The sequence below is a fragment of the Maritimibacter sp. UBA3975 genome (genome assembly GCF_002384975.1).
Lineage (GTDB): Bacteria > Pseudomonadota > Alphaproteobacteria > Rhodobacterales > Rhodobacteraceae > Maritimibacter.
In genome coordinates, this window is sequence record NZ_DGCP01000009.1 from 276,425 (window position 1) to 302,377 (window position 25,953).

At 66.4% G+C, this 25,953-nt stretch carries 29 protein-coding genes; 25 read left to right on the plus strand and 4 right to left on the minus strand.

The window, feature by feature from the left end:
- Positions 1-47 precede the first annotated feature (47 nt).
- The 6 genes from B2585_RS06325 to B2585_RS06350 all read left to right on the plus strand — a co-directional run bounded on the left by B2585_RS06325 (position 48) and on the right by B2585_RS06350 (position 5,399).
- The gene (locus B2585_RS06325; RefSeq protein ID WP_292021144.1) at positions 48-1,181 is read left to right on the plus strand and encodes a carboxylate-amine ligase; all 1,134 of its coding nucleotides are present in this window, start codon (positions 48-50) and stop codon (positions 1,179-1,181) included.
- A gap of 218 nt (positions 1,182-1,399) precedes the next feature.
- Positions 1,400-2,545 (plus strand): acyl-CoA dehydrogenase family protein, encoded by a 1,146-nt coding sequence (locus B2585_RS06330; protein ID WP_292021146.1) that lies wholly within the window; start codon positions 1,400-1,402, stop codon positions 2,543-2,545.
- 1 nt (position 2,546) lies between these two features.
- Positions 2,547-3,575, plus strand: a complete 1,029-nt coding sequence (locus B2585_RS06335) for an enoyl-CoA hydratase/isomerase family protein (RefSeq protein ID WP_292021148.1) — start codon at positions 2,547-2,549, stop codon at positions 3,573-3,575.
- Positions 3,576-3,586: 11 nt separating this feature from the next.
- The gene (gene mmsB, locus B2585_RS06340) at positions 3,587-4,459 is read left to right on the plus strand and encodes a 3-hydroxyisobutyrate dehydrogenase (protein WP_292021150.1); all 873 of its coding nucleotides are present in this window, start codon (positions 3,587-3,589) and stop codon (positions 4,457-4,459) included.
- A gap of 4 nt (positions 4,460-4,463) precedes the next feature.
- A complete protein-coding gene (locus tag B2585_RS06345) occupies positions 4,464-5,120 on the plus strand; it encodes a Crp/Fnr family transcriptional regulator (protein WP_292021152.1) in 657 nt (218 codons plus the stop codon).
- 72 nt (positions 5,121-5,192) lie between these two features.
- Positions 5,193-5,399: a YgaP family membrane protein gene (locus tag B2585_RS06350; protein ID WP_292021154.1), complete on the plus strand. Its 207-nt coding sequence runs from the start codon at positions 5,193-5,195 to the stop codon at positions 5,397-5,399.
- An 81-nt stretch (positions 5,400-5,480) separates the two neighbouring features.
- On the opposite strand, the gene B2585_RS06355 is transcribed toward B2585_RS06350, so the two are convergent.
- On the minus strand, positions 5,481-7,121 hold the full coding sequence (locus B2585_RS06355; protein WP_292021156.1) for an NAD(P)H-hydrate dehydratase: 1,641 nt from the start codon (positions 7,119-7,121) through the stop codon (positions 5,481-5,483).
- Between the two features lie 173 nt (positions 7,122-7,294).
- On the opposite strand from B2585_RS06355, the gene B2585_RS06360 reads away from it, so the two are divergent.
- Complete coding sequence (locus B2585_RS06360) at positions 7,295-7,633, plus strand: P-II family nitrogen regulator (RefSeq protein WP_292021158.1); 339 nt, start codon at positions 7,295-7,297, stop codon at positions 7,631-7,633.
- 48 nt (positions 7,634-7,681) lie between these two features.
- The gene (gene glnA, locus B2585_RS06365; RefSeq protein ID WP_292021160.1) at positions 7,682-9,088 is read left to right on the plus strand and encodes a type I glutamate--ammonia ligase; all 1,407 of its coding nucleotides are present in this window, start codon (positions 7,682-7,684) and stop codon (positions 9,086-9,088) included.
- Positions 9,089-9,160: 72 nt separating this feature from the next.
- Here the strand turns inward: glnA and B2585_RS06370 are convergent, their stop codons facing one another.
- Positions 9,161-9,454 carry a DUF1330 domain-containing protein gene (locus tag B2585_RS06370; RefSeq protein ID WP_292021163.1) on the minus strand — a complete coding sequence of 98 codons (294 nt, stop codon included), beginning with the start codon at positions 9,452-9,454 and terminating at the stop codon, positions 9,161-9,163.
- 247 nt (positions 9,455-9,701) lie between these two features.
- Between B2585_RS06370 and B2585_RS06375 the strand changes: the two genes are divergently transcribed.
- Positions 9,702-9,956: a hypothetical protein gene (locus tag B2585_RS06375; RefSeq protein WP_292021165.1), complete on the plus strand. Its 255-nt coding sequence runs from the start codon at positions 9,702-9,704 to the stop codon at positions 9,954-9,956.
- 26 nt (positions 9,957-9,982) lie between these two features.
- Here B2585_RS06375 and B2585_RS06380 read toward each other — a convergent pair whose 3' ends face one another.
- The gene (locus B2585_RS06380) at positions 9,983-10,864 is read right to left on the minus strand and encodes a YiiX/YebB-like N1pC/P60 family cysteine hydrolase (RefSeq protein WP_292021167.1); all 882 of its coding nucleotides are present in this window, start codon (positions 10,862-10,864) and stop codon (positions 9,983-9,985) included.
- A gap of 200 nt (positions 10,865-11,064) precedes the next feature.
- On the opposite strand from B2585_RS06380, the gene B2585_RS06385 reads away from it, so the two are divergent.
- Positions 11,065-11,262, plus strand: a complete 198-nt coding sequence (locus tag B2585_RS06385) for a hypothetical protein (protein ID WP_292021169.1) — start codon at positions 11,065-11,067, stop codon at positions 11,260-11,262.
- A 286-nt stretch (positions 11,263-11,548) separates the two neighbouring features.
- On the opposite strand, the gene B2585_RS06390 is transcribed toward B2585_RS06385, so the two are convergent.
- Positions 11,549-12,451, minus strand: a complete 903-nt coding sequence (locus B2585_RS06390) for an endonuclease/exonuclease/phosphatase family protein (protein ID WP_292021171.1) — start codon at positions 12,449-12,451, stop codon at positions 11,549-11,551.
- Between the two features lie 113 nt (positions 12,452-12,564).
- On the opposite strand from B2585_RS06390, the gene B2585_RS06395 reads away from it, so the two are divergent.
- The 15 genes from B2585_RS06395 (at position 12,565) to B2585_RS06465 (ending at position 25,910) form a co-directional block, all read left to right on the plus strand.
- Positions 12,565-13,779, plus strand: coding sequence for a bifunctional alpha/beta hydrolase/OsmC family protein (locus B2585_RS06395; protein WP_292021173.1), 1,215 nt, complete (start codon positions 12,565-12,567; stop codon positions 13,777-13,779).
- A 52-nt stretch (positions 13,780-13,831) separates the two neighbouring features.
- Entirely contained in the window at positions 13,832-14,881 is a 1,050-nt protein-coding gene (gene alr / locus B2585_RS06400) for an alanine racemase (protein ID WP_292021176.1), read from the plus strand.
- 50 nt (positions 14,882-14,931) lie between these two features.
- Positions 14,932-15,663, plus strand: a complete 732-nt coding sequence (locus B2585_RS06405) for an MlaE family ABC transporter permease (RefSeq protein WP_292022749.1) — start codon at positions 14,932-14,934, stop codon at positions 15,661-15,663.
- Positions 15,660-16,376 carry an ABC transporter ATP-binding protein gene (locus tag B2585_RS06410; RefSeq protein WP_292021178.1) on the plus strand — a complete coding sequence of 239 codons (717 nt, stop codon included), beginning with the start codon at positions 15,660-15,662 and terminating at the stop codon, positions 16,374-16,376. The genes B2585_RS06405 and B2585_RS06410 overlap by 4 nt, the downstream gene beginning before the upstream one ends.
- Before the next feature lie 119 nt (positions 16,377-16,495).
- Positions 16,496-17,305, plus strand: coding sequence for a DNA repair protein (locus B2585_RS06415; protein WP_292021180.1), 810 nt, complete (start codon positions 16,496-16,498; stop codon positions 17,303-17,305).
- A gap of 148 nt (positions 17,306-17,453) precedes the next feature.
- Positions 17,454-18,257 carry a DNA repair protein gene (locus B2585_RS06420; RefSeq protein WP_292021181.1) on the plus strand — a complete coding sequence of 268 codons (804 nt, stop codon included), beginning with the start codon at positions 17,454-17,456 and terminating at the stop codon, positions 18,255-18,257.
- A gap of 17 nt (positions 18,258-18,274) precedes the next feature.
- Positions 18,275-18,712: a paraquat-inducible protein A gene (locus B2585_RS06425; protein ID WP_292021183.1), complete on the plus strand. Its 438-nt coding sequence runs from the start codon at positions 18,275-18,277 to the stop codon at positions 18,710-18,712.
- Positions 18,713-18,842: 130 nt separating this feature from the next.
- The gene (gene radA / locus B2585_RS06430; protein ID WP_292021185.1) at positions 18,843-20,210 is read left to right on the plus strand and encodes a DNA repair protein RadA; all 1,368 of its coding nucleotides are present in this window, start codon (positions 18,843-18,845) and stop codon (positions 20,208-20,210) included.
- Positions 20,211-20,235: 25 nt separating this feature from the next.
- The gene (locus B2585_RS06435) at positions 20,236-20,811 is read left to right on the plus strand and encodes a CvpA family protein (protein ID WP_292021187.1); all 576 of its coding nucleotides are present in this window, start codon (positions 20,236-20,238) and stop codon (positions 20,809-20,811) included.
- Between the two features lie 131 nt (positions 20,812-20,942).
- The gene (purF, locus tag B2585_RS06440) at positions 20,943-22,397 is read left to right on the plus strand and encodes an amidophosphoribosyltransferase (protein WP_292021189.1); all 1,455 of its coding nucleotides are present in this window, start codon (positions 20,943-20,945) and stop codon (positions 22,395-22,397) included.
- A gap of 191 nt (positions 22,398-22,588) precedes the next feature.
- Positions 22,589-22,876, plus strand: coding sequence for a hypothetical protein (locus B2585_RS06445; protein ID WP_292021191.1), 288 nt, complete (start codon positions 22,589-22,591; stop codon positions 22,874-22,876).
- Between the two features lie 38 nt (positions 22,877-22,914).
- A complete protein-coding gene (locus B2585_RS06450) occupies positions 22,915-23,679 on the plus strand; it encodes a hypothetical protein (protein ID WP_292021192.1) in 765 nt (254 codons plus the stop codon).
- Positions 23,680-23,749: 70 nt separating this feature from the next.
- Complete coding sequence (locus B2585_RS06455; protein WP_292021194.1) at positions 23,750-24,403, plus strand: SDR family NAD(P)-dependent oxidoreductase; 654 nt, start codon at positions 23,750-23,752, stop codon at positions 24,401-24,403.
- 71 nt (positions 24,404-24,474) lie between these two features.
- Complete coding sequence (surE, locus tag B2585_RS06460; protein ID WP_292021196.1) at positions 24,475-25,260, plus strand: 5'/3'-nucleotidase SurE; 786 nt, start codon at positions 24,475-24,477, stop codon at positions 25,258-25,260.
- Positions 25,257-25,910: a protein-L-isoaspartate(D-aspartate) O-methyltransferase gene (locus B2585_RS06465; RefSeq protein WP_292021199.1), complete on the plus strand. Its 654-nt coding sequence runs from the start codon at positions 25,257-25,259 to the stop codon at positions 25,908-25,910. Before surE ends, B2585_RS06465 begins: the two co-directional genes overlap by 4 nt.
- Positions 25,911-25,953 lie beyond the last annotated feature (43 nt).

Sequence of the window (25,953 nt, forward strand, 5' to 3'; positions counted from 1 at the left end):
CCGGCGTTCCGTCGCACTCTGACGAAAAGCCACGCGGGAGCCCTAACATGTCCGCCACGGAACCCCCGTTCAGCATCGGGATCGAGGAGGAATACCTGCTCGTCGATCGCGAGACCTGCGACCTTGCGGAAGCGCCCGATGCGCTGATGGAGGCCTGTAGCAACGAGCTTGACGATCAGGTCAGCCCCGAGTTCCTGCAATGCCAGATCGAGATCGGCACCCATGTCTGCGCCGGCGTGTCCGAGGCGCGCGAGGATCTGCGCCACCTGCGGTCGGTCGTGGCGAAATGCGCCGCCGAACACGGGCTCGCCCCGATCGCCGCCGCGTGCCACCCGTTTTCCGACTGGAAAGAGCAGCATCACACCGACCGCGAACGCTACAACGATCTGCGCCGTGATCTGGGCGGTGTGGCGCGGCGGCTTCTGATCTGCGGGATGCATGTGCATGTGGGCATTCCGGACCGCGAGGACCGGATCGACGTGATGAACCAGCTGTCCTATTTCCTGCCGCATATCCTGGCGCTGTCGGCCTCGTCGCCCTTCTGGCAGGGCGAGGATACGGGTCTGGCATCCTATCGCCTCACGGTTTTCGACAACCTGCCGCGCACCGGGTTGCCGCCGAAGCTGTGGAGTTGGGCGGAGTTTCAGCGCTCGGTGGATGCGCTGGTGGAGCTGGACCTGATCGAGGATGCCTCGAAAATCTGGTGGGACCTGCGCCCGTCCGCCAAGTTCCCGACCATCGAGACGCGCATCTGCGATGTGTCGCCCGAGATCGAGACGACGCTCACCATCGCGGCGCTGGTGCAATGCCTCGCGCGGTATCTGTGGCGCATGAAGGGGCGCAACCAGCGGTGGCGGATCTACGACAACTTCCTCATCTCGGAAAACCGCTGGCTCGCGCAGCGCTACGGCGCGTCGCGGGGGCTGATCGACTTCGGGCGGCGTGAGATCGTGCCGGTGGGCGACCTGATCGAAGAGCTGATCGAGTTGCTGGACGAGGACGCCGAGGCGCTGGGGTGCCGGACCGAGTTGCAAGCCGCGCGCGCCATCATCGCGCGCGGCACATCGGCGGACCGGCAGCGCCGGGTGTTCGAGGCCGCGCAGGAGGCGGGGTCGTCGCGCGAGGATGCGCTGAGAGACGTCGTGCGGGCCCTGATCGGGGAGTTCGGCGACGGGCTGTGAGGCGCGGGCCGTGGCCGGTGTCACGCATGGCGGCGACGGGGCGCGGATGCGCCCTGCCCGGCCCGCCGGGACCCGCGCAAATTCCGGTGCCGGGGCGCCAAACGGCGGACCCCTTTGCATCCGTGCAAATCCCATCTGAGGAATTGCCCCTTGTGCCGCACCGGCCCCTGACCCATTCTGAAACTGAACCAACGTTCATTTCTGTCGGGGAGGATAGGATGGATTTCGCGCTTTCCGAGGAGCAGGAGGCCATCTTCGACATGGCCCTCGGCTTCGGCCAGGACAATATCGCACCGCATGCCCGGGACTGGGAAAAGCAGGGGACGATCCCCAAGGAGCTTTGGCCCAAGGTGGCCGAGCTGGGCCTTGGCGGCATTTATGTTTCCGAGGATCAGGGCGGCTCCGGCCTGACCCGTCTGGACGCGACGCTGATCTTCGAGGCGCTCGCAATGTCCTGCCCCTCTGTCGGCTCGTTCCTGTCGATCCACAACATGTGCGGCGGCATGATCGACAAGTTCGGCACGGACGAGGACAAGGCGCGCTGGCTGCCGGCCCTCACGTCGATGGAAAAGGTGTTCTCCTACTGCCTGACCGAGCCCGGCTCCGGCTCGGACGCGGCCGCGCTGCGCACCAAGGCGGAGAAGACCAACGACAGCTGGGTCTTGAACGGCACGAAGGCCTTCATCTCCGGCGGCGGCTATTCCGACGCCTACCTCACGATGGTGCGCACGGGCGACGACAGCCCCAAGGGCATCTCGGCAATGGTGATCGAGGACGGGACCGAGGGGCTGTCTTTCGGCGGGCTCGAGGACAAGATGGGCTGGCGCGCGCAACCGACCGCGCAGGTGCAGTTCGACGACTGCCGCATCCCCCATGACAACCTCATGGGCGAGGAAGGGCGCGGCTTCGCCTATGCGATGGCCGGGCTTGATGGCGGGCGGCTCAACATCGCGGCCAGCGCCCTTGGCGGCGCGCAATCCGCGCTCGACACCACGCTGGCCTACATGGGCGAGCGCAAGGCCTTCGGCAAACCCATCGACCAGTTCCAGGCGCTCCAGTTCACGCTGGCCGAGATGGAGGTGAAGCTGCAATCGGCCCGCACCTTCCTGCGGCAGGCGGCGTGGAAGCTCGACACCGGGGCGCGCGATGCCACCAAGTTCTGCGCGATGGCCAAGCTTTATGTGACCGATGTCGCCTTCGACGTGGCGAATGAGTGTCTTCAGATGCATGGCGGCTACGGCTACCTCGCCGATTACGGGATCGAGAAGATCGTGCGTGACCTGCGGGTTCACCAGATCCTCGAAGGCACGAACCAGATCATGCGGCTGATCGTGAGCCGCCAGATGCTCGCGGACCGGGGGTGAAATGACCGAACTGTCCATCCGCACCGTCGGGCGCGCAGGGCGCATCACGCTGACCCGGCCCAAGGCCTTGAATTCGCTGAGTTACCAGATGTGCCTCGACATCGAGGCGGCGCTGGATGCGTGGCGCGACGACGAGGCCGTGTCGCTGATCGTGATCGACGCGGAGGGCGACAAGGCGTTCTGCGCGGGCGGCGACATTCAGGCGATGTACGAGCGCGGGCTGGAGGGTGATTACGAATTCGGCCGCACCTTCTGGCGCGACGAATACCGGATGAACGCCAAGATCGCGGAATATCCCAAACCCATCGTCGCCTTCATGCAGGGTTTCGTCATGGGTGGCGGCGTGGGTGTGGGCGGGCACGCCCGGATCCGGGTCGTGGGCGAGACCAGCCAGGTCGCCATGCCGGAGACCGGGATCGGCCTCGTGCCGGATGTGGGGGGAACCTACCTCCTCGCCCGCGCGCCCGGCAAGCTGGGCGAATACCTCGGCGCGACCTCGCTGCGCATGGGGCCGGGTGATGCGATCCACGCGGGATTTGCCGATCATTACATCGAGCGGGAATACTGGCTCGACCTGATCTCGCAGTTGGAAGAGTCAGGCGACGCGGGCCTTGTGGCCACCGCCGCGCAACCCGCGCCCGAAAGCCCGCTGGCACAGGTTCAGGCCGAGATCGACACGCTGTTCGACGGCACTGCCACCGAGATCGCCGCCAAATGCGACGCGGGCGAGAGCGAGACGGCCAAGGCCGCGGCCAAGGCGCTGCGCCGCGCTTCGCCGCTCTCGGTACATTGCACGCTGGCCAACATCGCCCGCGCACGCAACGCCGAGAGCGTGCGGCAGGTACTGGTCTACGAGTTCGAATACACCTACCGCGCGATGGAGCACGGGGATTTCCTCGAAGGCATCCGCGCGCAGATCATCGACCGCGACCGCAACCCCAACTGGCGCCATGCCAGCATCGAGGAGGTGCCCGAGGCGGACATCGCCCGGATGCGCGCGCCGCTGGGTGACGCGGCGCTTACACTCTGAGGGAGGACAGCATGAAGATCGGATTTATCGGGCTGGGCAACATGGGCGGGCCGATGGCCGCCAATCTCGCCAAGGCGGGCCACGAGGTGACGGGGTTCGACCTGGCCGCGCCCATGCCGGAGGGCGTGTCCAAGGCCGACAGCGCCGCCGGGGCCGCGACGGGTGCGGCGGTGGTCATCACCATGCTGCCCAACGGCGAGATCCTGAAGAAGGTGGCCGCCGAGATCATCCCCGCGATGGACAAGGGCGCGTGCCACGCCGATTGCTCGACCGTGGACGTGGACAGCGCCCGCGCGGCGGCCGACATGGCGATGGAGGCCGGGCTTCTGGCCATCGACGCGCCGGTGTCGGGCGGTGTCGGCGGGGCCGCGGGCGGGACGCTCACCTTCATGGCAGGCGGCTCGCAAGAGGCGTTCGACACGGTCAAGCCGCTCTTCGACATCATGGGTCAGAAGGCCGTGCATTGCGGCCCTTCGGGCAACGGTCAGGCCGCGAAGATCTGCAACAACATGATCCTCGGCGCGACGATGATCGTCACCTGTGAGGCCTTCGCACTGGCCGACAAGCTGGGGCTGGACCGGCAGGCGATGTTCGACGTGGTGTCCACCTCGTCCGGGTCGAGCTGGTCGATGAACACCTATTGCCCCGCCCCCGGCGTGGGACCGCAGAGCCCGTCGGACAACGGCTACAAGCCCGGCTTCGCGAGCGACCTGATGCTCAAGGACCTGCGCCTTGCGATGCAGGCGGCGGAAAGTGCCGATGCGGACACGCCCATCGGGCAGGCCGCGATGGAGCTTTACGCGCAGTTCGTGGAGGCCGAGGACGGCAAGGGCACGGATTTCTCGGCCATGCTGCCCCGGTTCGAGGCGCGCGGGCGGGGATGACCTGATGGGCTGGGTCGATGCGGCCGAGGAACTGGCGGCGCTGGAGCCGCCCGCCCGGACCGCACTCGCCCGCCTGACCCCTCAGGATGTGCCCAACGGGGCCGTTCTGTTTTCACCCGGCGAGACGGTGAAAGGCTATGTGGTCGTGCTGAGCGGTCATGTCGGCGTTCACCTCGTCGGTCCGAACGGGCGCGATATCCTGCTCTACGAAGTGCAGCCCGGCGAGAGTTGCATCCAGTCCACCCTCGGGCTTCTGGGCGGCGACGACTATTCCGCCGAGGCGGTGGCGACCGAGGCCACCCGGCTCGTCCTGATCCCCCGACCGGTCTTTCTTGAACTCGTCGACAGCAGCCCGGCCTTTCGCAAGGTGGTCTTCGCCGCGTTCGCCGAGCGGATGCAGGCGATGATGCAGTTGATCGAGACAATGTCCTTTCTGCGGGTGGAGGCGCGGCTGGCTGCCCTCCTCCTCGAGCGGGCCGAGGATGGCGTGGTCGAGATGACGCAGGCCGCGATGGCGCGCGCGATCGGTTCGGTGCGCGAGGTCGTCTCGCGCAGGCTCGACCGGCTGGACCGGGCCGGGATCATCGCCCATGAACGGGGCCTCGTCCGGGTGCTGGATGCGCGCGCGCTGGAAAAGCTCATCGACAGTCCCGCTGTGTGACCACGTCACATGCAATATCGTGAAGGTGAGGATAGACTCTGCCCATCTGACACGCATGGACTGGAGATCATCATGTTCAAGACCAATGAAGGCAACGCCGACCGGATCGTCCGGGGCGTCATCGGGATCGTCGCGCTCGTCCTGTTCTACATGAACATCGGGACGGTGCTGGGCTGGGTGCTGCTGGTGGTGGGCGTCATCGCGCTGTTCACCGCGATCACCGGCTGGTGCGCGATCTATTCGGTGATCGGCGTGAACACCTGCAAGATGAAGAGCTGAGGGGTTTCGCCCGCTGGCGCGGGCGACCCGAGCGAGGGGCGCTGCCCCTCGCGCTCCCCGGGATATTTTGGACCGGAAAGATCACACGCCGAGAGCGCGGAGGACTCTGGGGAGTTCTTCGGGGAGGTCCTCGGCGATGAGGCCGGGGCCGAAGCTGAGGGCAGCTTCGGTGTGGAGCCATGCGGCGGTGGCGGCGGCCTCGGCCGGGACATTCCAGCCCCGCGCCAGAAGTCCGACAATCAGCCCCGTAAGCACATCGCCAGACCCGGCCGTGGCGAGCCAGGGCGCGGCGCGGTCATGAAGCGCCGCGTTGACGCGGCAGCGGCCCGTCTGGTCCGCGACGACGGTGGCCGGGCCCTTGAACAGGACCGTGCAGCCTGCGCGGGCGGCCGCCGCGCGGGTGGCGTCGACCTTGGACCAGGCGGGGCCCCGGTCCGCGGTCTCGCCGAGCCGATCCGAGAGGTCCGGAAAGAGCCGCGCGAACTCGCCGCCGTGCGGGGTAAGCACACATTTGTCGTGAAGAAGCGGGAAAAGCGCGTCGGGCGCGCCCGCGATGGCCGTGAGCGCATCGGCGTCGAGCACCGTGGGCCGCCCGGTGGCAAGCACGGTCGGCAGGAGGTCGCGGGCGTGGTCCGGGCCGAGACCGGGGCCAAGGGCCAAGGCGTTGAGGCGCTGATCGGTGAGCAGACCCTCCAGCGCCGCCGCATCGTCCGCCTCGGCCAGCATGACGGCGGTCAGCTGTGCCGCGTTTTCGGCCAGCGCCTCATGCGGGGCGGCGAGGGTGACCAATCCGGCCCCCACCCGCAACGCCGCGCGGGCCGCAAGCCGCGCGGCCCCCGTCCTGGCGGAGGGGCCGGACAGGACGAGCGCATGGCCATGACCGAATTTGCCGCGCCCGTCGCTGAGTTTGCTCAGGGGATGCAGCGGGGCGGTCACCGTCCGCGCCACGTCTTTCGCCGCGCCCGCGTCATGCGCCAGCCCGATGTCGGTGACGACCAGTTTGCCGATCAGATCGGGCGCGCGTGCGAGGACCGTGCCGACTTTGGCGGCGTGAAAGGTCACCGTCAGATCCGCCGTGAACACCGTCCCATCGCGCCGGCCTTCCGGCTCTGCCGACAAAACCCTGCCGCTGTCCGAGCACAAACCGCTGGGCAGGTCGACGGCAACGCGGCGGACCGGGGCCGGGGCGGATCCGAACGCGTTTGCGGCGCCGAGCGTCTCGGACGCGATATCGCGGATCGGCCGGCTGAGACCGGTGCCGAACAAGGCATCGACCACGAGAGCGCATCCGGTGTCCGGGTGAACCGCTGCCTCGAAGGCGGCATTTCTGGCGCGGTGCGGTGCCTCGTGGAGTTGCCCGTGATCGGGGTCGACCATCCCGGCCCGGAAATCGCGGATGACACCGAGGTCGGCCCAACGGAGGAAGTTCGTGCGCGCATCCGGCGGCAGCTTGTCCGCGTCGCCGTAGAAAAACACCTCCACCGACCAGCCGCGCGCGGCCAGCAAGCGTGCGATGACGAAGCCGTCGCCGCCGTTGTTGCCCGGCCCGCACAGGACCACGGCCCTGTGTGCGCCCGCAGCGAGATCGGGCCATTCTTGCAGCACCGCATCGACCACGCCCTGCCCGGCCCGCTCCATCAGGTCGAGCCCGGTGACGGCACCGGAGGAAATGGCGGCCTCTTCGATGGCGCGCATTTGGGCGGCTGTGACGAGTTCGGACATGGTTTCTGCCTCGATTATTCGCAAACCGCCCGGATCGCGTGCAGTTTGCACAAATATTATGCGAAGCGGCTGGAATCCCGGCCACGCTCCTGCTACCGAAACCCTATGCAATTGTGGCCCCGGATGAGAAGTGGTCTGTGGGCCTCGAACCTGATTTCCGAGGGGGGACAACCATGAAAAAGATCGAAGCCATCATCAAGCCGTTCAAGCTGGATGAGGTGAAGGAAGCTCTTCAGGAAATCGGCGTACAGGGGCTCTCCGTGATCGAGGTCAAGGGGTTCGGGCGCCAGAAAGGCCATACCGAGCTCTACCGGGGCGCTGAATATGTCGTCGACTTCCTGCCGAAAGTGAAAATCGAGGTCGTGCTTTCCTCCGATCAGGTCGATAGCGCGATCGAAGCGATCGTGAGCGCCGCCAAGACCGACAAGATCGGCGACGGCAAGATCTTTGTCTCGCCGATCGAGCAGACAATCCGTATCCGCACCGGCGAAACCGGCGACGACGCCGTCTGACGCCTTTCCATTTCTCACACTGACAAACCTAGGGGAAAGAGACGCACAATGAGCAATGCTGACGTTCTCAAACTGATCAAGGACGAGGATATCGCCTACGTCGATATCCGCTTCACCGACCCGCGCGGCAAATTGCAGCACGTCACGGTGATCGCGGACGAAGTCGACGAGGATTTCCTCGAAGAGGGCTTCATGTTCGACGGCTCCTCCGTCGCCGGCTGGAAATCCATCGAAGCATCGGACATGAAACTCATGCCCGATCCCGACAGCGTGTATGTCGACCCGTTCTATGCCGAGAAGACGCTCTGCGTGCACTGCTCGATCGTCGAGCCGGACACCGGCGAACCCTATGAGCGCGACCCGCGCGGCACCGCCGAAAAGGCCGAGGCCTATCTCAAGTCCTCCGGCATCGGCGACGTGTCCTACTTCGGCCCCGAGGCCGAGTTCTTCCTGTTCGACGACGTGAAATACGCCGTGTCGCCCAACAAGGTGTCCTACGAGATCGACGCCGACGGCGCCGCCTGGAACACCGATGCCGATTTCGAGATGGGCAACCTGGGCCACCGTCCCGACTACAAAGGCGGCTACTTCCCGGTGAACCCGTCGGACGACAGCCAGGACATCCGGTCGGAAATGCTGACCACGATGAAGATGCTCGGCATGAAGGTGGACAAGCACCACCACGAGGTCGCGACCTCGCAGCACGAGCTGGGCCTGATCTTCGGGACGCTGACCAAGCAGGCCGACGAGCTTCAGAAATACAAGTACGTCATCCACAACGTTGCACAGGCCTATGGCCGCACGGCGACCTTCATGCCCAAGCCCATCAAAGGCGACAACGGGTCGGGCATGCACGTCAACATGTCGATCTGGAAGGACGGCAAGCCGCTCTTCGCCGGTGACAAGTACGCCGACCTGAGCCAGGAAGCGCTTTACTTCATCGGCGGCATCCTGAAGCACGCCAAGACGCTCAATGCCTTCACCAACCCGTCGACCAACTCCTACAAGCGCCTGATCCCCGGCTTCGAAGCCCCGGTTCTGCGCGCCTACTCGGCCCGCAACCGCTCTGGCTGCGTGCGGATCCCGTGGACGGAAAGCCCGAAGGCCAAGCGTGTGGAAGCCCGCTTCCCCGATCCGGCGGCGAACCCCTATCTGTGCTTCGCGGCACTCCTGATGGCCGGCCTCGACGGTATCAAGAACAAGATCGATCCGGGCCCGTCGTCCGACAAGAACCTCTACGATCTGCCGCCCGAGGAGCTGGAAGGCATCCCGACGGTCTGCGGGTCGCTGCGTGAGGCGCTCGACAGCCTTGCCGCCGATCACGAGTTCCTGCTTGCCGGCGACGTGTTCACCAAGGACCAGATCGACGGTTACCTCGAGCTAAAGTGGGAAGAGGTCTATGCCTTCGAACACACCCCGCACCCGATCGAGTACGCGCTGTACTACTCGGTCTGATCCGGTCGGTTCACAGAACAGAGGGCGTCCCGGTCGGGGCGCCCTTTTTCGTGTCCGGGTGGCGGTGCCGGTTCAGTCCAGCGCGTCGACAAGGATCGCGTTGAGCGCGGAGCCGGACCGGCGCAGTACGGCCAGCTTCTGAAATTCGTCCGAATTCCAGAAGGCGCGGGCGTGGGCGCGGTCCGGGAATTCGATGACGAACGCCGCGTCGGGCAGCGCGCTGTCGCCCTCCATCCGTTCCGGAGCGCCGCCCCGCGCGAGGAACCGGCCCTTGTGGTCGGAGACGACGGTGGGAATGCGGGCGAAGTAGTCGTCCATCCACTCGCGGCTGTGGATCTGCATCTGGCCGATGACGAATGCGCGCATGTTGATACTGCCCTTTTGGATTTCTTTGAGCGTCCCGTGCGCTCAGAGTAGCCTGACGCCGTGCGCGCCTGTCAATCGCCGTCGCGCCGCGCCCGGAGCGTTTGCGGTGTGATTGACATTGGACCGCCCTGGCCTCCACCCTGCCCCTCACGTCGCGCCCGTCAGAAGAGTGGATGGACCCGGCAGCGCCCTGTGCGCGTTGGTCCGTGTACCCGGCACATCGACACGACTGCAAAGGAGCTTTCTCATGGATGCTCAATTGATCGCCGCAATCATCATCGGGCCGTTCGCGGTGGCCTTCATCTATGCGGGCATTCACGAATACCTGCGTTACAAGTCCGAAGGCCGCGCCGATTACGGGCTTGTCTTCGACCAGGAGACCGGGACGACGCATGTGACCGGCATCGCGGAGGGCGCGGACCGGTACGATCCCGACGACTTCGATCCGGGGGAGTACAACGACCCCGACATCTCGAACCCGGATGACGAGACCAAGAGTTAAGTGATCGAGGCGCGGCCCCGGCGCGCCTACTTCCGGTAGGCCCCGAGGATACGCGCGGCAATGTCCTTTTCTGACCTTAAACGCCAGCCCACGGGAAACCCCTCGATCGCGATGACGAAATCGAGCGGCAGGCGCCCGGCAATCGCGTGGGCCGCGACCTCATCCGGCAGGATCACGTCGTGACCGTAAAGCTCCCGCTGCGGCAGCGGCACGCCGGGGAGTGCGAGCGCCACGAGCTCGGTGCAGATCAGGTCCGGGTCGCCGTCATCGACCTTGAGGTGAAAATCGAAGGCCCGCCCGATCATCGAAAAGGCGGTGGGCAGGCCCGTACAGGCGCAGGCGCAGCCGTCCGGGCGCAGGACGGCGACGGTATCGGCCTCGAACAATTCGCGGGGCGCGGAGAGGTGGACGCCGGTATCGGTGGCCTCGATGGCGACGGCGCCGGCCCGGATCGCGGCCTGATGCGGGCGCACGGCGGGGTGGGTCCAGACCCCGGCGGCCCGCAACTCCGTCTCGGACCCGACATAGAGCGCGGCATGACCGAAATAGGCATAGGAATTGGCCCCTGAGAGGCGCGCGGCACTTCGGGTGACGATGACGTCCATAGGCTTCAGCCGCGACAGGAGCGCGGCCTGCGCGTCCTCCTGCTCTTCCAGATAGGCGGTGCGCACCTTGGTTTCGCGCAGCACACGCGGGAGGTCGGCGGAATTTTGTTCGAGAAACAGGACGACGGGGTCGGGCACGCCGCCCTCAGCCTCGCAACAATCGGCAAGCTCGGCGCGCCACGCGGCCTCGTTCGGCATGGTGGCCGTGTCCAGCGCGGTCGGGCTGCATCCGGCCAAGGCGGCGAGAGCGAACGCGAGTGCCGCGAAGGTAGCACCGTATGGGGGGCGAATTTTCGACTGCATCGGGCCTGTTTCGTCTTTGTGCGATGCCAGAGTGGCCGGTCCGGGCCGTGATTTCCTTGACCCAGATCAGGGGACAGGGGGACGATCCGGACAGCTGACCCAAGGTCAATTGTGTCCGGTCCGGCACGAAAACATACCGAGTTCGGCATTTTGTTTCCCAAACCCGGACACCGGGCACCCGCATAAGCGCACCACACCACATGAACAAAATTGAACAATTGAGCAGAGCCATGTTGAACAGCACATTTTTCAGGACCGACGACGCGCAGCAGTTCCAGCGTCACGTCAGCGAAAGCCGCCTCACCGCCGCCCTGCGCGGCCGCAGCGAATCTCCGGGTCGGGGTCCGTCCCATATCCGGCGCTGGATCGAAGGACGGTTCGTCAGCATCCCGGTCTGATCGGGCCGCCGCGCCGCTCGAATGTGACGAAATCGGGATGAACCAAGCCGTTAACCACCCGAAAGAAGGTAGGGTTACCCCCACCTGTGACGAAACCGGGGCGTGAACAATCCGTTTCCGCCCCGTTTCCACCCATCGGGCACCAAATTACCGGGCGATAACGGACTTGTTCGAGAGAACATGGTCAGGAGGGCGCAGCCCCAGTCGTGGTTTTCCCACAGGTCCGCGACAGAAGGCTCCCTTCATTCTTGGGCGATCCCGGCAGATGCCGCGGATCGCCCCTTTTTTATGGCCTCGTCAGGGAATATTCCGCCCAGACGCCCCAGTGATCGGAGCCGAGCCGTGGCAGGCGTTCGGAGCGCCCGGTCCCCCCGGTGGCGAGCACATGGTCGATCTGGACACGCAGCAGGCCGCCCGCCGCGAAGGTCACGGCACTGCGCCCGACACGGGTGAGCCCGCCGGCTTCGGCGATCTGCGTGACGCTGTGGGCCCAGGGAACGACGTTGAAATCGCCGCCCAAAGCGATCGGCCCGTCAAGCTGCGCGATGCGCGCGGCGATGGCATCGGCATTTTCGGCGTTGGGATAAGGCCAGACCCAGCGCAGGTGGGTCGCGACGACCCAGAGCGGGCCTTCGGGCGCCTCCACCTGCACGCCCGCCAATCGGTCGCCGCAAAAGGCCGTTCCGTCGATCGCGGGCCACCGGGCGAAGATGGCGAGGCCGTAGCTTTCCGGTGCGTCGCAGGCGATATGGGCCGGATAGGTGCGCATGAGCGGGGCGAGGACATTGCCGGAGCGTCCCACCGCCTCCTGCAAGGTCACGATGTCCGGGTCACGGGCGAGGATGTCCTCGAGCACCTCGACCGGGTTATCATTATGAAAGAGCAGGTTTTTCTGGTAGTGGCGGATCACCGCACCCTGCCCTGTTTGCGGGTCTTGCTGCGTCCCCCACGGCAAGATCCCCAGTGTCGCGATGATGCCCGCGCCGAGGGCCGCGTTCACCGCCCCCGCTCCGCGCGGGCCCACGATCATCAGGCCGACACCGCTCAGGACCAGCAGACCGGCGAAATACACGCGGAACACCGCCACGCTGTCGCCCGCCGGATGGACGCGCCCCAGATACCCCGCCACGACGAGCAGGAGGCAGACGCGGCCAAGATTGCGCAGAATGGGAGAGAGCCGGTTCTTCATGCGCCTTGATTACGGCAAGCGCGGCGGCGGCGAAACGCGATTGTGACCCCGCCGGGTGGCATTGTCCGTGTGATCCGTGCAGAGCTTGGCTGAGAACCGGACGGGAGACGAGAATGACGACGGAAAAGCTCGAATTTCAGGGGCATGACGGCTCCACCCTTGCCGCGCGGCTGGACCTGCCTGCGGGGCGGGTGCGCGCGACGGCGCTGTTTGCCCATTGCTTCACCTGTTCCAAGGATATTCTGCCCGCCCGGCGCATCGCGCAGCGGCTGACCGCGGCGGGGATCGCGGTCCTGCGGTTCGACTTCACGGGGCTGGGCCACAGCGAGGGGGAGTTCGCAAACACCACCTTCACCTCGAACGTCGAAGACCTCGTGCGGGCTGCCGAGACGCTGCGGGCGCGCGATCTGGCGCCGACCCTGCTCATCGGTCATTCGCTCGGGGGTGCGGCCGTGCTGCGCGCGGCGGGCGAGATCGGGGGGATCAAGGCAGTGGTCACGCTGGGCGCGCCCTTCGCGCCGGATCATGTGACGCACAACTTCGCCGACCATCTGGACGAGATCACGCGGGAGGGCGCGGCGGAGGTGGACCTTGGCGGGCGCACATTCACCATCGGGCGGGCCTTCGTGGAGGATATCCGGGCCGAGACACTCACCGCAGCCATTCACAACCTGAAGGCCGCGCTGCTGATCATGCACGCCCCGCGCGACACGGTGGTGGGCATCGACAATGCGGAAGCCATTTTCCGCGCCGCCATTCACCCCAAGAGCTTCGTGACGCTGGATGATGCCGATCACCTGCTTTCGCGGGGCGAAGATGCGGAATACGCGGCGTCGGTGATCGCGGCCTGGGCCGGACGTTACCTCGATCTTGGCGAGGCCGAGACGCGCGAGGGCGCGCCGGAGGGCGTGCTTCGGGTGCAGGAGGCCGATCCCGAGGGGTATTTGCAGGATGTGACACAGGGGCCGCATCACCTTTATGCCGATGAGCCGGTCTCGTTCGGCGGCACGAACCGGGGCCTGTCGCCCTATGGGTTCCTCGCCGCGGGGCTCGGGGCCTGCACCTCGATGACCATCCGCATGTATGCCCGGCGCAAGAAGTGGCCGCTGACGGACGTGCGCGTCGACGTGACCCATTCCAAGGTCCATGCGGAGGACGCCGACCCGGACACGCCGTCGGGCAAGGTGGACGAGTTCCGGCGCATGATCCGGCTTGCGGGCGATCTGACCGAGGAACAGCGCGACAGGCTTATCGAAATCGCGGACAAATGCCCGGTTCACAAGACGCTCCATCAGGAGAACCGGATCGTCACGGAACGCGCCGACTAGGCGGGCCGCTTTGCTCTTGACCTTGCCGCGAGGCGCGGACAAACCACGCCGCATGGCAACGGGACAGCTCATCATCGACCTCGATGCGCTCGCCGCGAACTGGCGCGCGCTGGACGGGAAATCGGCCTCGGACGTGCAGACGGCGGCCGTGGTCAAGGCGGACGGCTATGGGCTCGACGCGGGCCGGGTGGCGCGCACGCTGGCGGCAGCCGGGGCGCGGCGGTTTTTCGTGGCGGTCGCCGAGGAAGGGGCCGCCGTGCGCGAGGCGCTTGGCCCCGGCCCCGAAATCTCGGTCTTCGGGGGTCACATGCCGGGCGATGCCGAACTCATTCAGGGGCTGAACCTCGTGCCCATGCTGAACTCGGTCGAGCAGCTCACCCGGCATTTCGAGGCGCTGCCGGATCATCCCTTCGGCATCCAGCTGGACAGCGGCATGAACCGGCTGGGCATGGAGCCCGCCGAATGGGGCGCGGTGCGTGACATCGCGCTGGCCGCAGGGCCGCGACTCATCATGTCTCACCTCGCCTGTTCCGACGAACCGGCGCACGAGATGAACCCGCGCCAGCTTCAGACCTTCGTGGAGATGAGCGCCGGGCTGGACGTGCCCCTGTCGCTCGCTGCCACGGGCGGTATCCTTCTGGGGCCGGAGTATCACTTCGACCTCACGCGCCCCGGCATCGGGCTTTACGGCGCGCGACCGTTTGAGAGCGCGCAGCCGGTCGTGAGCCTCGACCTGCCCGTCATTCAGGCGCGCGAGCTGGTGGCGGGCGAGACGGTGGGCTACGGCAACAGCTGGATCGCCGACCACCCGACCCGCGTCGCCACCGTCTCGGGCGGTTATGCCGACGGGATCACGCGGCATCTGTCGAACGTGGGGGTCTTTTTCCACGGTGACACGCCCTGCCCCATCCTTGGCCGGGTCTCGATGGACCTGATCGGGGTGGACATCACCCATCTGGGCGAGGTGCCCCCGGTGCTCACGCTGCTCGGCCCCCATCAGGGTGTGGACGATATCGCGGACACCACGGGCACCATCGGCTACGAGATCCTGACGCAACTTGGCCACCGCTACGCGCGGACCTATGAGCGGGGACGGACGTGACGCGGGCGCTTGTGCCCCTGACGCTCCTCGGGCGTTTCACGCTCGGCCTGATGCGCCGGACAGGCGCGGTCACGCTCTTCTTCCTCAATGCCCTGATCCGTATCCCCGCCACGCTGCGCTATCCGCGCGAGCTGGCGGGTGCGTTTCTTCAGGTGGGCTGGCTGTCGCTGCCGGTCGTCGGACTGACGGCCGTATTCACGGGCGCGGCGCTGGCGCTTCAGATCTACGCCGGCGGCTCGCGCATCTCGGCGGAGGCCGTGGTGCCGCAGATCGTGGCCATCGGGATCGTGCGCGAACTGGGCCCCGTGATGGTGGGCCTGATGATCGCCGCGCGCGTCACGTCGTCCATTGCCGCCGAGATCGCGACGATGAAGGTGTCGGAGCAGGTGGATGCGCTGGTGACACTGTCGACCGATCCGATGACATACCTCACCGCGCCACGCGTGCTGGCGGGGCTGGTGACGGTGCCGGTGCTGGTGGCGCTTGGCGATATTCTGGGCCTGTTCGGCGGCTTCGTCGTCGCCACGCAGGGACTGGGCTTCAACGGGCCGTCCTACATCACGACGAGCTGGAATTTCCTCGACCCGATCGACATCACCCTGTCGCTCACCAAGGGCGCGGTCTTCGGCGGGATCGCGGTGACGCTCGCCTGTCATGCGGGGCTGAATGCCGGGCGCGGGGCGCAGGGCGTCGGAATGGCCACCAAGAGCGCGGTTCAGGCCGCCGCGATCCTTGTCCTCGCTGCGAACGTGGCCCTGACGGGACTGTTCTTCGGCCTATGATCGCGCTCGAACATATCTCCAAAAGCTTCGGGACAAAGCAGGTGCTGGACGACATCTCGCTCACGCTCGAGGACGGGTCGAGCCTTGCGGTGCTCGGTCGCTCCGGCACGGGAAAATCGGTGCTGACGCGGATCGTTCTGGGCCTCATGGCGCCGGACGCGGGCCGCGTGGTGATCGACGGGGCGCCCATGACGCGGCGCGCGCGGCGGGGGTTTCTGGAGCAGACCGGCGTGCTGTTTCAGGGATCGGCGCTCTTCGACAGCATGACGGTCTGGGAGAACGTGGCCTTTCGCCTGCGCAACGGGCGCAAGCGCTTGGGCCGCGCTGAGGCACGGCGGCGGGCGGAAGAGGCGCTGGACCGCGTCGGGCTGGAGAGCCGGGTGGCCGACCTTTTCCCCGCTGACCTCTCGGGCGGGATGCAGAAACGCGTGGGACTGGCCCGCGCCATCGTCGGCACGCCGCGCTACCTGTTCTTCGATGAGCCGAACTCCGGTCTGGACCCGGTGACCTCCACCGATATCGACGCGCTGATCCGCGAACTCGTCACGGACCTCGGGGCCACCGCCATCACGATCACGCATGACATGGCCTCGATCCGCACCATCGCGGACGAGGTTCTGCTGCTCGACGCGAGCCGGGCGCGGTGGCATGGCCGGGTCGCGGATCTTGCGACCGCGGACGACCCGCTCCTCGCCCGGTTCCTCGCCCGTTAGAGACCCGCAGTCCCGCAAAATCGCATCGGGCAGGCAACTTTTCGCCGACCGTCGCGTTTGGGACGTGACGCGGTGCGCAACGCCCGCGCACCGCAATCACCGACGCGAGGGGATCGACCATGACGGGATCACACGGACTTCTAGCGGCCGCCCAGCGGCAGGGGCAGACGATCGTACTGGGCCTTGTCGGGCTCGCCGGAATTGCCCTCGTCACCCTGACGATTGGCGGGGCTCTGGGCCTTCTGCCCTGGCTCGAATTGTATGCGGGCGCAGGTGGTGCGGTCATCCCCGAGGCCGGGATGTATGTGCAGATCGCCGTAACGGCGCTTTTCGTTCTGCTTATGCTGTTTCTCCCCGCGAACCGCCGGATCATGCAGCTTGAACGCAGCCACCGGGACTTCACCGTGTCGATGGACGATATCGCCGCCGCCTACCGGGTGAGCCACGAGGCCGACCGCGCCGGACTGTTCAGGGCGGGCGGGGAGTTCGACTCGGTGCGCGAACGGCTGATCCATCTGCGCGAGCATCCCGATCTGGGCGCGCTGGAGCCCGAGGTGCTGGAGCTTGCCGCCCAGATGAGCCACACGTCACGCGATATCGCCGAAGTCTATTCCGACACCAAGGTCGAGCGGGCCCGCCAGTTCCTGCGCCAGCGGCAGGAAGAGATCGAGACGTTTCAGGAGACGCTCGCGCTTGCCAGGAAAACGACAGAGGACCTCAAGCACTGGAAACAGCAGGTCGAGACCGAGGAACAGGTGGTGGACCGTCAGGTCGAGACCCTGAAAGCCGACCTCAAGGCGCTGCTGCCCGAACTGGGCATCGCAGCGGAAGAACCGCCGCGCCGCGCCACGCATTCAGTGGTGCCGATGACGCATAAATCGCAGTTGTCCGCCGGGCGCCCCGTCGTGCCGCAAAAGCCCGACAGATAGGCGTTCCCGATTTGGAAACGGTGGCGCAGTCTTGGCCCCACTGTTTTCGATAATCCTTCTTATCACCCCTCAACATTCTGTTTATGCTCGATTTTGTCGGGCGTGACGTGGTCTTGGGGGGCTGGGGCGCACCGCAGGGGGTGTGTTCATGGCTTCGGTTCCCGGGTTGTTTTCCGCGGCGCAGCGACAGGTGCAGGTGCTCGTGATGGGCGTCGTTCTGATCGCCGCGCTGGTCCTGAGCGTGCTGTCCGTCGGCGCGATGATCGGGGCCATGCCGTGGCTCGAAATCTATGCCAGCGCCGGGGGCCAGCAGATCGCGCAGGCGGGCATGTATCTTCAGGTCGGCGCGACGGTGACCTTCATCCTGCTCGCCCTTTACCTGCCCGCGACGACCCGGATCATGCAGCTGGAAAAGAGCCACCGGGAGTTCGCCGTCTCGATGGACGATGTCGCCCGCGCCTACCGGGTGAGCCACGAGGCCGACCGAAAGCGGCTGTTCAGGATCGGGAGCGAGTTCGACTCGGTGCGTGAGCGGATCACCCATCTGCGCGACCACCCCGACCTCGGCGCGCTGGAGCCCGACATTCTGGAGCTTGCCGCCCAGATGAGCCACACCTCGCGCGATCTCGCGAAGGTCTATTCCGACACGTCCGTGGAGCGTGCGCGGGGCTTTCTGCGCCAGCGTCAGGAGGAGATCGACACATTCCTCGAGACCATCGCGCTGGCCAAGAAGACCACCGAGGACATGCGCCACTGGATGCAGCAGATCGAGACCGAGGAACATGTCGTGGAGACGCAGTTGGCCGCGTTGGAAGCGGATCTCATGGCGCTTTTGCCCGAACTGGGGTTCGAGGTCGCCACGGAGGTCGCGGATGACGCCATCGTCGTGCCCATGCCGCAAAAGGCCCGCACCCCGGCCCGGCCCCCTTTTCCCTCGAAACCGGAGCGCTGAGGGGCTAATCCGGTCCCATGATGTGGCTTCGCTGGCTCAACCTTTCTCTCATCCTGCTGTTTCCCATCGCCTGGGTCGCGCCGCTCCTGCGTGCGGGGCTGAACCTGCCGCTTCTGGGGTTGAAGGAGGTGAGTGTGGTGTCGGGCCTCTGGGCGCTGATGCAGGAGGACTTGTTCCTCGCGCTCATCGTCTTTCTCTTCGCCATCGTCGCACCCGCGATCAAGGTCGCCGGGATGGCGCTGATCCAGTTCGGAAGGATGGGTGAGCGGGCCAAGCCGGTCTTCGGGTTTCTCGGGCGGCTGGCGATGGCGGATATTTTCCTGATGGCGCTTTACGTCGTCATCATCAAGGGCGTGGCGATGACGCGGGTGGAGGTCGGCTGGGGCCTGTATCTGTTCACCTTCTGCGTGCTGGCCTCCCTGCTGGTGACGCTGCTGCACAAACCGCGCGACTGAGTTTCGCGGCGGCTGGCGCCGCCACGACCCGTGCGAGGGGCGCTGCCCCTCGCGCTCCCCGAGGTATTTCCGGACCGAAGAAGGGGCCAGGGGCGCTTGCGCATGAGCGACCTGCGAGGCACAAGGCTGCATGGCCAAAACCACCAAGAATTTCGTCTGCCAGAGCTGCGGTGCCTCGACCTCGAAATGGGCCGGGCGCTGCGAATCCTGTGGCGAGTGGAACAGCATCGTCGAGGAAAAGCCGCTGTCCTCCGGCCCCGCCTCCAAGACGCTCGGGGCGGCGCGCGGGCGCAGCGTGGCGTTGAGCGATCTGTCCTCGACCGAGGCACCGCCCCCGCGCACGGAATCGGGCGTGGCAGAGTTCGACAGGGTTCTGGGCGGTGGGCTGGTGCCCGCCTCTGCCGTCCTCGTGGGCGGTGATCCGGGGATCGGGAAATCGACGCTTCTATTGCAGGCGGCGGCGCATTTCGCGCGGGCCGGGCTCAAGACGCTCTACGTCTCGGGCGAGGAAGCGAGCGCGCAGGTCAGAATGCGGGCGCAGCGGCTGGGGCTGGCGGATGCGCCGGTCAAGCTCGCTGCCGAGACCAACCTGCGCGACATCCTGACGACGCTGGAGGAGGAGCGGCCCGGCCTCGCCATCATCGATTCGATCCAGACCATGTGGGCGGACAACGTGGACAGCGCGCCGGGCAGCGTGAGCCAGGTGCGGGCCGCCGCGCACGAGCTTGTCACCTTCGCCAAGCGGCGCGGCATGGCCGTGATCCTCGTGGGTCACGTCACCAAGGAAGGCCAGATCGCGGGCCCGCGCGTGGTGGAGCACATGGTGGACACGGTGCTGTATTTCGAGGGCGAGCGCGGCCACCAGTTCCGCATTCTGCGCGCGGTGAAGAACCGCTTTGGCCCGGCCGACGAGATCGGGGTGTTCGAGATGACGGGCGGCGGGCTGGCCGAAGTGGCCAACCCTTCGGCCCTGTTCCTGTCGGACCGCGACGAGCCCGCGCCCGGTGCGGCAGTTTTCGCGGGGATCGAGGGGACGCGGCCCGTGCTGGTGGAGTTCCAGTGCCTCGTCGCCCCCTCGCCGCTGAGCCAGCCGCGCCGGAGCGTGCTGGGCTGGGACGGCGGGCGGCTTGCCATGATCCTCGCCGTGCTGGAGGCGCGTTGCGGGATTCCCTTCGCCGGGCTGGACGTCTATCTCAACGTGGCGGGTGGGATGCGGGTGGGCGAGCCTGCGGCCGACCTTGCCGTGGCTTGTGCGCTTTTGTCGGCGCGCGAGGACGTGGCGATCCCGCGCGATACGGTGGTTTTCGGTGAAATCTCGCTCTCCGGCGCCCTGCGCCCGGTGGGCCAGACCGAAAACAGGTTGAAAGAGGCGCAAAAACTTGGTTTCACAAGCGCCATCGCGCCCGCGCGATCGAAGGCCGGGGAAGACTCGGGGCTTGCCCTGAAATCATACGCGGATCTGGCCGGATTTGTTGGGGATATGTTCGGCGCGGGTTGAGCGCCGCATACAGAGGGACGGATACATGGACGGGTTCACGATTGTCGACGGCGTTGTCGCGCTGGTCATCCTCGTATCCGCGATCCTCGCCTATTCGCGCGGCTTCGTGCGCGAGGGCATGGCGATTGTGGGTTGGGTCGCGGCGGCGGTCATCGCCTATCTCTTCGCGCCGCGTTTCGTACCGCTCATCAAGGAAATCCCGGTCCTGCGCGACTTCATCGCCGAAAGCTGCGAACTCTCCGTCATCGCCTCTTTCGCCGGTGTTCTCGCGCTCGCCCTCGTAGTCGTGTCGCTGTTCACCCCGCTGTTTTCCAGCGTGATCCAGCGCTCGGCGCTGGGGGGCGTGGACCAGGCGCTCGGCTTCGTCTTCGGGGTGCTGCGGGGTATCCTCCTCGTGGCCGTAGCGCTCATCGTCTATGACAACGTGGTGACGGCGGACACGATCGACGCGGTCGACAACTCGCGCACCGCCAAGGTCTTTGCCCGCTCGACCGACAACCTGAACGAACAGATCCCGGACGACGCGCCGGGCTGGATCGTGGCGCGGTATGAAGAGCTGGTGTCGACCTGCACCGCCGACTCGACCACCCCGACCGAATAAGCGCCGCTAACATATAATCGTTACATTCGGTCCGCCGCCCCGTGACAGGGGCGCCAAGCTGCTCTAGGTAAGGGGGCACGCTGCCACCGGATTCGGATTTGCTCCACATGTCTGCTGCTCGCCAGCCCGCCATGCCGCCTTCGCACCCCTTCGATGATGATAAATTGAAAGAGGAATGCGGGGTTTTCGGCGTTATCGGCCTTGCCGATGCCGCCAACTTCGTGGCGCTCGGCCTTCACGCCCTGCAACATCGCGGCCAGGAGGCCGGGGGGATCGTGTGTCACGACCCCGAACACGGGTTCAACTCCGCGCGTCGCTTCGGCTATGTGCGCGACAACTTCACCAAGCAATCGCTGATGGAAACGCTGCCCGGGCCGCTTGCGATCGGGCATGTGCGCTATTCCACAGCCGGGTCCAAGGGCGCGGTCATTCGTGACGTGCAGCCGTTCTTCGGCGAGTTCTCGATGGGCGGCGCGGCGATTGCGCATAACGGCAACATCACCAATGCGCATGAGCTTCGGCGCGAGCTGATCGAGCGTGGCTCGATCTTTCAGTCGTCGAGCGACTCTGAGTGCATCATTCACCTGATGGCGCGGTCGCTGCAAAAGCACGCCGCCGAACGGCTCGAGGATGCGCTGCGCCGGGTCGAGGGGGCGTTCTCCATCGTTGCCATGACGCGCACCAAGCTGATCGGCGTGCGCGACCCGCTGGGCGTGCGCCCGCTCGTTCTGGGCCAGTTGGGCGATGGCTGGGTGCTGTCGTCCGAGACCTGCGCGCTGGACATCATCGGCGCCAAGTTCGTGCGCGAGATCGAGCCGGGCGAAATGGTGGTCATCACCAAGGAGGGCGTCGAGAGCCGCCATCCCTTCCGCCCGCAAAAGTCCCGGTTCTGCATCTTCGAACACGTCTATTTCTCGCGCCCCGATTCGATCATCGGCGGTCGCTCGGTCTATGAAACCCGGCGCCAGATCGGTGTGGAGCTTGCGCGGGAGAAGCCCGTGGATGCGGACCTTGTCTGCCCGGTGCCGGATTCCGGTACACCTGCGGCCATCGGTTACAGCCAGGAATCGGGGATTCCCTATGCGATGGGGATCATCCGCAACCAGTACATGGGCCGGACTTTCATTGAACCGACCGAGCAGATCCGCAACATGGGTGTGCGGCTCAAGCTCAACGTGAACCGGGCGCTGATCGAGGGCAAACGGGTCATCCTCGTGGACGACTCGGTGGTGCGCGGGACGACGAGCCGCAAGATCAAGGACATGATCCTCGACGCCGGTGCGGCCGAGGTGCATTTCCGCATCGCCTCGCCGCCCACCGCCTGGCCGTGCTTTTACGGGGTGGATACCCCGGAGCGCGACAAGCTGCTTGCCGCGAATATGACCGAGGACGAGATGTGCGAGCATCTGGGCGTCGACAGCCTGCGCTTCATCTCGCTCGACGGGCTTTACCGCGCCGTGGGTGAAGCCGCCGGGCGCGACGACAGCGCGCCGGCCTATTGCGACGCGTGTTTTTCCGGCGAGTATCCGGTGGCCCCGCGCGACATGCTCAACAAGGGTTTCGTGCTCAAGACAGCGGCGGAATAGCGCCGCTTTTCGCGAGCCTGCACTCACGAAACAAGGGGTATCGGCGTTTTTTCGCCGCACCGCAGCATGAGCATCGGCCATTCCCGGCCCATCGCGGATGGCCCCTCTTTCCCTGACAATGAACCTGTTGTTTACCCCCCTCCGCTAGTTTTGAGCGAGGCCCACTCCCTCGCGAAACCTGAGGTGACATCATGGCAGAACCCAACGCGTCCTCCGCCGGGGGCGGGAACAGTAATTTCGTGGCGCTGAACGCGACGAAGACCGACGAGATCCGGCTCGACCAGGTGCAGCTGATCGGCATCGCGGGCAAGCCCGACGACATGTCCGCGCTCTTTCGCATGGCGCGGGGCGACATCATGCGCGTAAAAGTAGGCGAGCGGAGCCAGATCGGGCTGATCTACGAGATTTCCGAGGCGGGTGTCGTCGTCACGCGGGCCGACGGAAACTCGATCTTCATCCCGCCGATCCCGGTGGGCTGAGACTGGACGGGATCACCGGGCGCGTGGCACCATCGGGCATGTATTTCACGATCCCGCTTTTGCGCCCGCTTTTTTTCACCGCCCTCTGCGCCGCCACCCCCGCCCTGTCGGACGAAATGGACATTTCCCTGACCCCGACGCCGTGGGGGTCGCAGATCGTGCAAACGGCGGCCACGACGCCCATCGACAACGCCCTGCCCGGCACATGGCGACTTGTCCGTGTGGCGATAAGCGACGCGGGCCAGTCCATCGTGGTGCCGGTGGTGGAGGCGCAGCTGACCATCGGGAGCGACGGACGCTTCGCGATGGATTACGCCCCGGCCCGGCTGCCCGACGGTGCCACGCAGGGCAGCGTGACGCTCGAACTGAACGGCGTAGCGCATGAGATCGTCCCGCCGCCCGACATGACCGTTCCTGGCGGATGCCCCGGTGAAGCGACGTTTGCCGGACGTGTGCCGGGCGGGCTCTCGGTCGCCTATGACGTCGACCTCGACACCTTCGCCCCCACCGAAGCGGACATGGTGACCGAGGATGGTGACATCGACCTCGATGTCACCGATGGCATCGGCACCATCCTCGGCGTGAACCTGCGGCTGGTCATGTCCACCGACCGGGAAGCGGCGGAAAAACCGACGATGACCTGCGTGGGGGCGCAGATCGCGACCACCGTGACCGCAGGCCCGCCATTCGGTTTCATACCCGGCCCATATCCCTATGCACTGAATGACACGCACGACGTTCTGGTCATCGAGATGCCAAGCCACGAAGGCCCGACAACCACCTTCGTCTTCGTCCCGCTCTGAGGCCGACGCGCCCTCTGGACAGGCCCCGCTATGGATGGGATACCGCCCCCGACCCCAATCGGAGTGAGATATGTCCGACAAGATCGCCCTTATCACCGGCGCGTCCCGTGGCCTTGGCGCGGCGCTCGCGGTGGAACTGGCCCCGACGCATCACATCGTCGCCGTGGCGCGCACCACCGGCGCGCTGGAGGAACTGGACGACAAGATCAAGGCGGCCGGCGGCGAGGCGACGCTGGCCCCGATGGACGTCACCAATTCCGACGCGATGGCGCAGCTGTGCCGCGCGATACACGACCGCTGGGGCAAGGTCGATGTCTGGGCGCATACCGCGGTGGAAGCCCAGCAGCTCATGCCCGCCAACCACGTCGCGCTGGCGGGAAAGGACTGGGAGAAGTCCATCGCCGTGAACCTCGACGCCACGGCGCGGCTGATCGCCTTCGTGGCCCCCCTGCTGGGCGAGGCCGGGACGGCGGCGTTTTTCCATGACGACCACGCGGGCGAGAAGTTCTTCGGGGCTTACGGCGCGACCAAGGCCGGGCAAATGGCGCTGGCGCGCAGCTGGCAGGCCGAGACCGCAGCACTTGGCCCCAAGGTGCGCATCCTGACGCCCAAACCGCTGGCCAGCGCCATGCGCGCGCGGTTCCATCCCGGAGAAGACCGTGATGCGCTTGCCAAGCCCGCGGATGAGGCGAAACGGCTGTTGCCGGAACTCCTCGGCGGGTAACGACACCGCGCGCCGCCTTGTGGGTGCGCCCCGCCTGACCTATTGAAAGACACAGGTTAACCGGGGGCGAAATGCGCATTCTCATCACCAACGACGATGGCATCAACGCGCCGGGGCTGAAGGTGCTGGAGGCCATTGCGGCCAATGTGGCAGGGCCGGACGGCGAGGTCTGGGTCGTGGCGCCCGCCTTTGAACAGTCGGGCGTCGGTCACTGCATCTCCTACGCCCATCCGATGATGGTGGCCGAGCTTGGCCCGCGCCGGTTCGCCGCCGAAGGCAGCCCCGCCGACTGCGTGCTCGCCGGGATCGGAGACATTCTGCCGGAGCCGCCCGACCTGATCCTGTCGGGCGTGAACCGGGGCAACAACGCCGCCGAAAACGCGCTCTACTCCGGCACGATCGGGGGGGCGATGGAGGGCGCGCTTCAGGGCCTGCCCGCGATCGCGCTGTCCCAGTTCCTCGGCCCGCGCAACATCGAGCTGGACGACATGTTCGAGGCCGCCGCCGCCCACGGGGCTGACACGGTGCGCGCCATCGTTGAGCGTGCACCTTGGCAGGAAACCGCCGACTACCGGCTGTTCTACAACGTCAATTTTCCGCCCGTTCCCGCCGCCGAGGTCAAGGGGATGCGGGCCGCCGCGCAGGGCTGGCGGGAGGATACGTTCTTCGGCACCGAGCCGACGCTGTCGCCATCGGGCCGCCGGTTCATCTGGATCAAGGGCGGGCCACAGCACCGCCCCACGGCGCCGGGCACGGACGCGGCGGTGAACCTCGACGGCTATATCTCGGTCACGCCGATGCGTGCCGACCTGACCGCCCATGACGCGCTCGATGCGCTGGAGCGCGCGCTGGCATGAGCGACCCGAACGACCCCATCGCCGCGCGCAAGATGCAGTTCCTGTTTCACCTGCGCTCCAAGGGGGTCACGAATACCCGTGTTTTGAACGCGATGGAGGCCATCGACCGGGGGCTGTTCGTGCGCGGGGTCTTCGCCGAACGGGCCTATGAGGACATGCCGCTCCCCATCGCGAGCGGTCAGACGATCAGCCAGCCCTCCATCGTCGGGCTGATGACGCAGGCATTGGACGTGCAGTCGCGCGACAAGGTGCTCGAGGTCGGGACCGGCTCCGGCTATCAGGCCGCAATCCTCGCCAAGCTCGCGCGCCGGGTCTATACCGTCGACCGTCACCGGGGGCTGGTGCGCGACGCGCGGGGGGTGTTCGACGAGCTGGGCCTGCATACGATTACCGCGATCACGGGCGACGGGAGCTTTGGCCTGCCCGAACAGGCGCCCTTCGACCGCATCATCGTGACCGCCGCAGCCGAGGACCCGCCCGGGCCCCTATTGGCTCAACTGGCCGTTGGCGGTATCATGGTGTTGCCGGTGGGACAGTCGGATCACGTTCAGAGCCTCATCAAGGTGACACGGGGCACGGACGGGTTCGACTACGAAGAAATCCTTCCGGTGCGTTTCGTGCCGCTTGTGGAAGGTCTGGGGCAAGACTAAAGCGGCCAGGGCAGAAGACCCGGAGACACGGGTCCGGACAAGA